The sequence below is a fragment of the bacterium genome, assembly GCA_035559435.1.
GTDB lineage: Bacteria > Zixibacteria > MSB-5A5 > WJJR01 > WJJR01 > JACQFV01.
Genome location: DATMBC010000003.1, coordinates 1 through 7405 on the forward strand (window position 1 = coordinate 1; position 7405 = coordinate 7405).

The window sequence follows — 7405 nt, forward strand, 5'->3', positions numbered from 1 at the left end:
CGGGGCGGATGATCGAGTCCCCCTCGACCACCGCCGGTTTGCCCCAGTCGCCGACCCAGGGGATGCGCCCCGGCGCGACGGTATTGCGCCCGACCGCCAACACGCCGGCGGCGATCACGAAGAAGAGAATTTGAGCGGCGACTCGTTTCATGTCCTGACCCGGTAAAGGTTGGCGGCTACCCCGCGGGAAATCAACTTATACACCGCGTGTCGGGATTGGATGCGTCGCTTACGACGGCGGATTGGTTCCAATCGTATCAGCGCCGGGCGCGACCACTTCATAGCCGTCGATTTTCCAGCGGCCGTTGCCGCGCAAATGCAGGCGCAATTCCTGCCGGGCGCCGGTCTGGCGGCTGGTCATCTGAAGAAACAGGGTCGCATCGGCGCCGTCCTGATGAATGCGCGACAGCGCCAGCGCGACGGAGTCGCGCGCACGGTCGGCGAAGATGTCGATCACGAAGGCGTTCGACTCGAACCGTTCGGTCCCCATCCGCTTGAGGCCCGCCAGATCGCGGCGATTGAGCCGGGTTTCGACCTCGGGAATCAACGCCTTGATCCGGTCGAGTGGATCGACGGTCTTGGCGCGGCAACCCATCGCCGCCACAGTGAGGACGACGAGGGACAGGCTGGCGTTAACGGCCAATGACGGGCGCATAGCAGGGATATTTTAGGGGGGAGATCGCCGTCGGGCAAGGGGGAACGGGAGGGCGGCCCTGCCGTGTGGATCGCCTCGTTCGGCGGGTCCCAAGAGCGGACCCACCTCACGAGGCGATGGACAGACAGGAATGTCTGTCCTCCTATCATTCTTCTTTCAGGAGGTCGGACAATGTTGTCCGTCATCCTACTCTTCGTCGAGGGTGGTGCGGATGCGAAGGTAGCCGTCGTAACGTTCGGGGGCGATCTCTCCCCTGTCGACCGCTTCCTTGATGCGGCAGCCGGGTTCGCCGATGTGAAGGCAGTTGCTGAAGCGGCACTGGCCGTGATGGGGCCGGAACTCGGGATACAGCTGCGGCAGGACCTCGGGGGTGACCTGCCAGAGGCCGATGGCGCGGATGCCGGGGGTGTCGGCGATGAAGCCGCCATAGGTCAGCGGATGCAATTCAACATACGTCGTGGTGTGTGTGCCCTTGTTGGTGGCTTCGGAGACTTCGCGTGTCTTGATGCCCAGCCCCGGTTCGAGCGCATTGAGCAGCGAGGATTTCCCCACGCCGGAATGGCCGGCGAAAATCGAGGTCTTCCACTGGGTCAGGCGGCGCAGTTCCTCGATGCCCTGCCCGCTGAGGGCGCAGGTGGCGATGATCGGATACCCCGCGCTGCGATAGACGTCCAGCACCCGCTCATAGGCGCCCGGTTTGGCCAGGTCGATTTTGGTCAAGACCACGGCGCATTCCAATCCGGCCTTCTCCCCCGCCAGCAGGAAACGGTCGATGGTACCATACTTCAGTTTCGGGCGCGCGACCGAAGCAACCACCACCAGCTGGTCGCAATTGGCGACGACGATTTGTTCCCAGTCGGGCTTGAGGACGTCAGGGCGCGAGAGCTTGTTCTTGCGCGGCTCGACTTCTTCGATCACGCCGTAGGGGGTGTCCTCAACGGTGATCAGAACCCGGTCGCCGACGGCGACCGGGTTGAGAATCTTCGTGTCGCTGAGCCGGAACTTTCCGCGCAGGGCGCAATCATAGGTGCCCTCGGCGGTGAGCACGATGAAGCGGTTGCCGAAACTGCGGATGACGCGTCCTGAGAGCGTGCGTTCTTCGGCCATAAGGCGACGGCATTTCCCCTACGCCGAGGTGGACGTGGGCGGGAGCGGGTCCTCGACGAAGTCGGCTTTCTCCGGAATGATGAGCGGTTGCGCGGCGAGCCGTTCCTTCTCGGCCAGCAGCTCCTCGGCGTGGAATTCGCTGATCCGGACGTGGGCGGAAAACGAGGCGATGGTGCCCAACACGAAGACCGGTCCGACTTCGGCGAGATGCAACAGGATGGAGAAGCCCAGGGCGCGGTCCTTCGGGATGCCGAAGAACGACAGCCCGATGATGCAGGCCAGCTGGAAGGTGCCGATGTTGCCGGGACTGACGGGGATCATGATCACGATGGTGTTGACGATCAAAATCACCATCGCCCCCCAGAAGGGGACGTCAAAATCGAAAGCGCGCAGGAGGAACAGCACGATGAACGCATGGGCAACCCACGAGGCCAGCGACAACAGCGACACCAGAAGCAGGTGCCGGGTGCTCTTGAGCATGTTGAGCCCGGCGACGAACGAGGCCTTGATGTTGTCCCATTCGCGGACCACGCGGGCGGGGGCATGGCGGTGGAACCAGTTCGGCGGCCCCTGGTTGCGTTTGCTGTGGTGCAGGACGAAGTAGAAGAAACCCAACAGCAGCGCCGTGGCCACAAAGATCATCACCTCGCCGCGCACCATCCAGTCGGGCATGACAAACAAAAACGAGGCGCCAAAAACCATGACCAGCAAGATCAGGCCATCAAACAGCACTTCGAGGATGACCAGCGTGGCGGCGAAGGTCTTGGTGAAGCCGAGAGTGCGCGAGAACAAAAGCACGCGCGCCACCTGGCCGGTGAGGACGGGCATCATGATGTTGAGCAGCTGGCCGACGTTGTAGACGGCCAGGACGCGCCGTGACGGACGGTGGTGGTGCGGCTCCATCATGAACTTGAGCCGTACCGCGCGCGCCAGCGGCATGGCCAGCGTGCCGACCAGCACCGGAATCAGGAACCGGACATCCATGTGCGCGATGGCGGCCCAGATGTCGCGCGGGTCGGTGTTGCGGAACATGAAGACGAGGATAGCGAAGGCGGCCAGAAGGCCGAGTATGCGTATCCATCGCCAGGTGCGCGCCTGCATGGTCAGTTCATCGGGGATCCGGGGTGGAATTGGCCCGGGGCCAGAGGGCAAAATCGCCCGTTTGGCGGGGGGAGTCAATCGGAATGCGGGCGGCGGCGCACCGGGGCGGCCGGACCTCCGCGGGCGCGGAAACGACGAAGCGACCGCGCGTTGGACATTCCCGACAACTCAGATGATTTCGAAGGACGAAACCGGCAGCCAGCCCTTGAGGCCGTTGGGGAAACGGACCAGATGCCAACCCGATTCGGTGCGTTCGACGGCGCCGGCCAAGCCATCATGCGCGACAAATTGCAACGTGTATTCATCGCCCGGACCGCCGCGCACCTCGGTTTGGGTGGCAATGACAAAACCGTCACGCGCCGCGACATCGCGGGCATAGCAAGTGGCGCTCGCGCCGGTGGCGACAAGCCAGACCACCCAGATGCCGGTCACCAGCCAGAGCGGCAGCCGTGCGCGACGGGAGGGATCGGGCCAGAATCGCCAGACGGTCAACACGGCCGCCAGCCAGAAGATGAGGGACGCGAGCCAACGGGCCTCCTGGAGCGAGAGCCGATCGACGGCGGCGCGCCACCAGGTGGTCAGGAACAACTCGCCGACGGGTTCGATCTTGTCAACGGCGAAGAGACGGACATAACGCAGATTGGCCATCAGGTCGGCATCGCGCGGCGCCAACCGCAGGCCGCGGCGGTAGGACACCAATGCCGCGCCGATATGGCCCGACTTGAAATGGCTGTTGCCGAGGTTGTACCAGACGCGCGGATCATCGATGCCGCCCTGCACGATGCGCGAAAAGCCAATGGCAGCCGAATCGTAGCGACCGCGCTGGTAGGCGGAGACCGCGTCATCGAAGAGCTTCTGTGGATCCTGCGCACGGAGCGTCACCGGCGCGGCGGAGAGGAGGAGCAACAGGACAAGGAGGCGGCGCATGGCTACTTTCCTGCCTCGATGGCGGCGATAATCGCTTCGGCGCGGGCGACGGTGTCGGCGCCGACCTGATTCTGGGTGCCGGGGGCGTAGCGTCCGCGGTCGCAGAGGTCGAGCAGCTCGAGATAACTGCGAATGGTGGTATCGGGCAGTCCCTCGGCGGTCAGGCGGGCGCGCATTTCGGCGCGGGTGAGTCCCTGCGCGCTGGTGTTGTAGCGGTCGGAATAGAACTGCAACAGCGCATCGGCCAGATCGCTGTAGGTCAGCGGCTGCGCCGGTCCCTTGCCGTTGTCGCCGCGCAGGCGGGCCAGCGCCGCGGCGCGCGCCAGACGGCGGCGCCGTCCGACCGGGTCGGCCGCCTCGCGCAGAACCCCGCGCCGCCAGATGAAGAATCCAATCAGTCCCGACAGCGGCAGGAAATGCCCGACCCAGAAAGCCCAGCCGAACAGCCCGGCCCCGGTGTGACGACGCAGATGGCCGCCATCGGTCTTGAGGAAGCGCACATCGGCGGCCAAATCAGAAATTTGATCCGGCTCCAGGCGCAGCGACGGAATGGTAAAGTCGGCGGCGCCGCCGGTGACGGTGATTTCGATCGGGTCGGTGCGCACGGTCTGGTAGGCGCGCGCCTTGGGATCGAAGTAAGTCAGCGCAAACTGCGGGAGCGTGTAGGTCCCGGCGCGCTGGGGCACGAAGACTTCATCGAAGGTCTTGGCGCCGCGGATGCGGTAGTCAGCGGTGGTGATGTTCTCGCTGGTGCCGCCGGAGAACATGCGGAAGTTGGGAATCGTGTCGCGGTAGGGACGCGGCACCGCCTTGATGTTTCCCTCGCCGGTGATGGTGACGCTCACGGTCACCGGGTCGCCGACATTGACCTCGCGCACGTCGGCCTTGGCGCGGATTTCGAATTCGCCGACCAGTCCGGAGGGCGGCGGTGACACCGAGGTGGGCGGGGTCGGCAAGACCACCAGCTTGAGCGGATCGGTGGTCAGGCGCAGAGTCTCGCCGCGGTCAAAGAAGCTGTCGTCGAACAGGTCAAAGGGGTTCATCCGGTTGCTGCGCCGACGGGTGCCGCGCACGGTCGCATTCACCTCAGCCGGGGGAATCAGCTTCGCGCCCGCCTCGGTGGGGAAAAGCGCGGTGCGAATTTCGGTCACTTCATAGGTGATCCCGTCGATCGAGGTCGTGTACTTCCGCTGCGGGGGAAGATCCTCGACCCAGAAGCCGGTGAAGGCAGGCCGCTGGTACTCGGGATTGGAGAGGAGCCGTTCGCCGGTGTAGAAACGGAAGATGAACGTGACCGGCTCATTGACGTACGCCGTGTCCTTGTCCAGCGAGGCGGTGATGAAGACATGACGCTCGCGGTTGGTGCGCCGCGCGGCCGGATCCTGTTGCGTCTGCTGCCGCGGGGCCGGCGACGGCGCATCGGTGACCACCACCGCCTCGGGCTGAGTGGAGTAGACCGAGCCGCCGACGGTCACCGTGGCCGGGCCGATGGTGAACCGTCCGGGCCGGCGCGGCGCCAGGACATAGGTGTACGTAACGCTGGCGCTGATCCGGCCGTTGATGTACTGGATGCTCTGACTGCGTCCCGAGGAGAACACCTGAAAATCGGTCAACGGAGGCAGTTGCGGCTGGGGCACATTCTGGTTGTCGCTGGTGACCGTGATCTCGAGTGTGACGTTCTCATACATCGAGATCTTCTTCGGTTCGACCGTGGCGGTGATGCGGGTGTCGGCGGACGCCGACGGGACCAGGGCAACGAGGCCGCCGAGCAAAAGCAGCAGGGAGGCGATCAGGCCCGCACGCCGCCGCGCCGAAATCCCGCGGCGGGTCGCTGAATTCGATGGATGGCGGCCGTGCGCTGACATCGATTACCAGTCCTTGGCGACCTTCTCGCCGGTGGTACGTTGCGCGCGTTTCTTCTGCAGCGCCAGTTCATTGTTCTTGAGCGCGTCGAGGAGGCGTTCGGCATCGGCCTTGGTCATGCCCTGCACCGGCTTGGGCTGTCGTTGCTCACGCGGCTGTCCTTCCTGCGGCTGGTCGGGCTGCTGTTGTTGCTGCTGTTGGTCCTGATTGCCGTCCTGGTTTTGCTGTTGCTGCTGCTGATTCTGGGTGGAGTCCTGGTTCTGCTGTTGCTGGTTTTGCTGCTGTTGGCCGGTCGAGTCCTGTTGTTGCTGGTCCTGCTTTTGCTCCTGCTTCTGGCTGGAGGAATCCTGCTGGTTCATCTGACGCAGGGCCATCTCGAGATTGTGCTTGGCATCGAGGTCGGAGGGATTGGCCAACAGCGCCTGCTTGTAGGCCTCGATGGCCGATTCGTATTCCTGCATGCGGTAGAATGTGTTGCCGAGGTTGTAGTAGGCGTTCGGCTTCAGCGTCGGGTCGACATGCGCGATGGCGTTTTGCAGTTCCATCTGCGCGGTGTCAAAGATGCCTTTCTGATGGTAGGCGGAGCCGAGATTGTAGGCCACGCCGGGCTGGTCGGGCCGTTCGACACGGGCGGCGCGGTACTCGGCAATGGCCGAGTCGATCTGCCCTTTCGCCAGCAGTTTGTTGCCGGTGTTGTTGCGCCGGGCAAACTGGTCGGCCTGCGCCGGGACGGTCAGGGCAACGAGGAGAGTGAGGAGTATGGTCAGTCGTAGCGTCATTGGCCAATCACGTCGGGTTATAAGGGGCCGGAAGTTCCTGCCCGTGTTCGGTCCTCACCGTGGCGGCGCGCCGGGCCGGCGCGGGCGGACGGGCAGCGCCATTTCCACCGCCAATAACAGGAATGCCGGGATCAGGAAGTAGTGAAAGCGCTGTTCGAATTCGGTGAACAGACGGCCTTCCATCTCCTTTTTCTCCAGCGTCGACAATTCATCAAAGAGCGCATCAAGTTCCATCTGCGCCGGGCCAGCGCGGAAATAGCGGCCGTTGGTGGCCAGCGCGATCTTTTGCAGGGTGACCTCGTCGAGTTTCGAGAGTACCACCTGGCCGTTTTCGTCCTTCTTGAATCCGATCTGGTTGCCGCGCTCGTCGAATTCGGGGATCGGCTCGCCCTGCGGCGTGCCGATGCCGACGGTGTAGATGCGGATGCCGGCTTCGGCGGCCTTCTGCGCCGCGGCCAGCGGGTCGCCCTCGTGGCCCTCGCCGTCGGTGACAAGGATCAGGATTTTGAACTGACGCTCGTTCTGCTCATACATGCCGATGGCGGTTTCGATCGCGTCGGCAACGACGGTGCCGGGCCGTCCGCCGGAGTTGATCCCGACCGCATCGAGCAGCATGCGCGCGGCGGAGGCATCGAGGGTGAGCGGGCACTGCACAAACGCATCGCCGGAGAAGACCACCAGCCCGATGCGGTCGCCGGCGAGACGGTCGAGAATGCCGGAGATTTCACGTTTGGCGCGTTCGAGGCGGTTGGGTTTGACATCGGCCGCCAGCATCGAGCGCGAGACATCCAGCGCGATCACAATGTCAAGGCCGCGCCGCTGCAGCATGACGGCGCGCGCGCCCCACTGCGGCCCGGCCAGCCCGACGATCATCAGCGCCACCGCGAGGACAAAGAGGATGGGTTTCCAACGGCGCGCGGCGACCGGCTCCTCGCCGGCCAGCTGTTTCCACAGGGCGGCATCGGCAAACCGC

At 64.4% G+C, this 7405-nt stretch carries 7 protein-coding genes; all 7 read right to left on the reverse strand.

Annotated elements, in window-relative coordinates:
- Positions 1–229: 229 nt before the first annotated feature.
- Positions 230–595 carry a hypothetical protein gene (locus VNN55_00115; protein HWO55952.1) on the reverse strand — a complete coding sequence of 122 codons (366 nt, stop codon included), beginning with the start codon at positions 593–595 and terminating at the stop codon, positions 230–232.
- Positions 596–841: 246 nt separating this feature from the next.
- Positions 842–1762, reverse strand: coding sequence for a ribosome small subunit-dependent GTPase A (gene rsgA / locus VNN55_00120; GenBank protein ID HWO55953.1), 921 nt, complete (start codon positions 1760–1762; stop codon positions 842–844).
- 18 nt (positions 1763–1780) lie between these two features.
- Entirely contained in the window at positions 1781–2863 is a 1083-nt protein-coding gene (locus tag VNN55_00125) for a lysylphosphatidylglycerol synthase transmembrane domain-containing protein (GenBank protein HWO55954.1), read from the reverse strand.
- Between the two features lie 168 nt (positions 2864–3031).
- On the reverse strand, positions 3032–3790 hold the full coding sequence (locus VNN55_00130) for a tetratricopeptide repeat protein (GenBank protein HWO55955.1): 759 nt from the start codon (positions 3788–3790) through the stop codon (positions 3032–3034).
- Between the two features lie 2 nt (positions 3791–3792).
- The gene (locus VNN55_00135) at positions 3793–5655 is read right to left on the reverse strand and encodes a BatD family protein (protein ID HWO55956.1); all 1863 of its coding nucleotides are present in this window, start codon (positions 5653–5655) and stop codon (positions 3793–3795) included.
- A 3-nt stretch (positions 5656–5658) separates the two neighbouring features.
- Positions 5659–6432, reverse strand: coding sequence for a tetratricopeptide repeat protein (locus VNN55_00140; GenBank protein HWO55957.1), 774 nt, complete (start codon positions 6430–6432; stop codon positions 5659–5661).
- Positions 6433–6486: 54 nt separating this feature from the next.
- Positions 6487–7405, reverse strand: a 919-nt coding sequence (locus tag VNN55_00145; GenBank protein ID HWO55958.1) for a VWA domain-containing protein, incomplete at its 5' end; no start/stop codon positions are given.

What these genes read in the sequence shown, in the direction of transcription:
- VNN55_00115 (HWO55952.1), bottom strand. Translation starts at nt 595, where the DNA reads ATGGGTTGCCGCGCCAAGACCGTCGATCCACTCGACCGGATCAAGGCG.
- rsgA (HWO55953.1), bottom strand. Translation starts at nt 1,762, where the DNA reads ATGGCCGAAGAACGCACGCTCTCAGGACGCGTCATCCGCAGTTTCGGC.
- VNN55_00125 (HWO55954.1), bottom strand. Translation starts at nt 2,863, where the DNA reads ATGCAGGCGCGCACCTGGCGATGGATACGCATACTCGGCCTTCTGGCC.
- VNN55_00130 (HWO55955.1), bottom strand. Translation starts at nt 3,790, where the DNA reads ATGCGCCGCCTCCTTGTCCTGTTGCTCCTCCTCTCCGCCGCGCCGGTG.
- VNN55_00135 (HWO55956.1), bottom strand. Translation starts at nt 5,655, where the DNA reads ATGTCAGCGCACGGCCGCCATCCATCGAATTCAGCGACCCGCCGCGGG.
- VNN55_00140 (HWO55957.1), bottom strand. Translation starts at nt 6,432, where the DNA reads ATGACGCTACGACTGACCATACTCCTCACTCTCCTCGTTGCCCTGACC.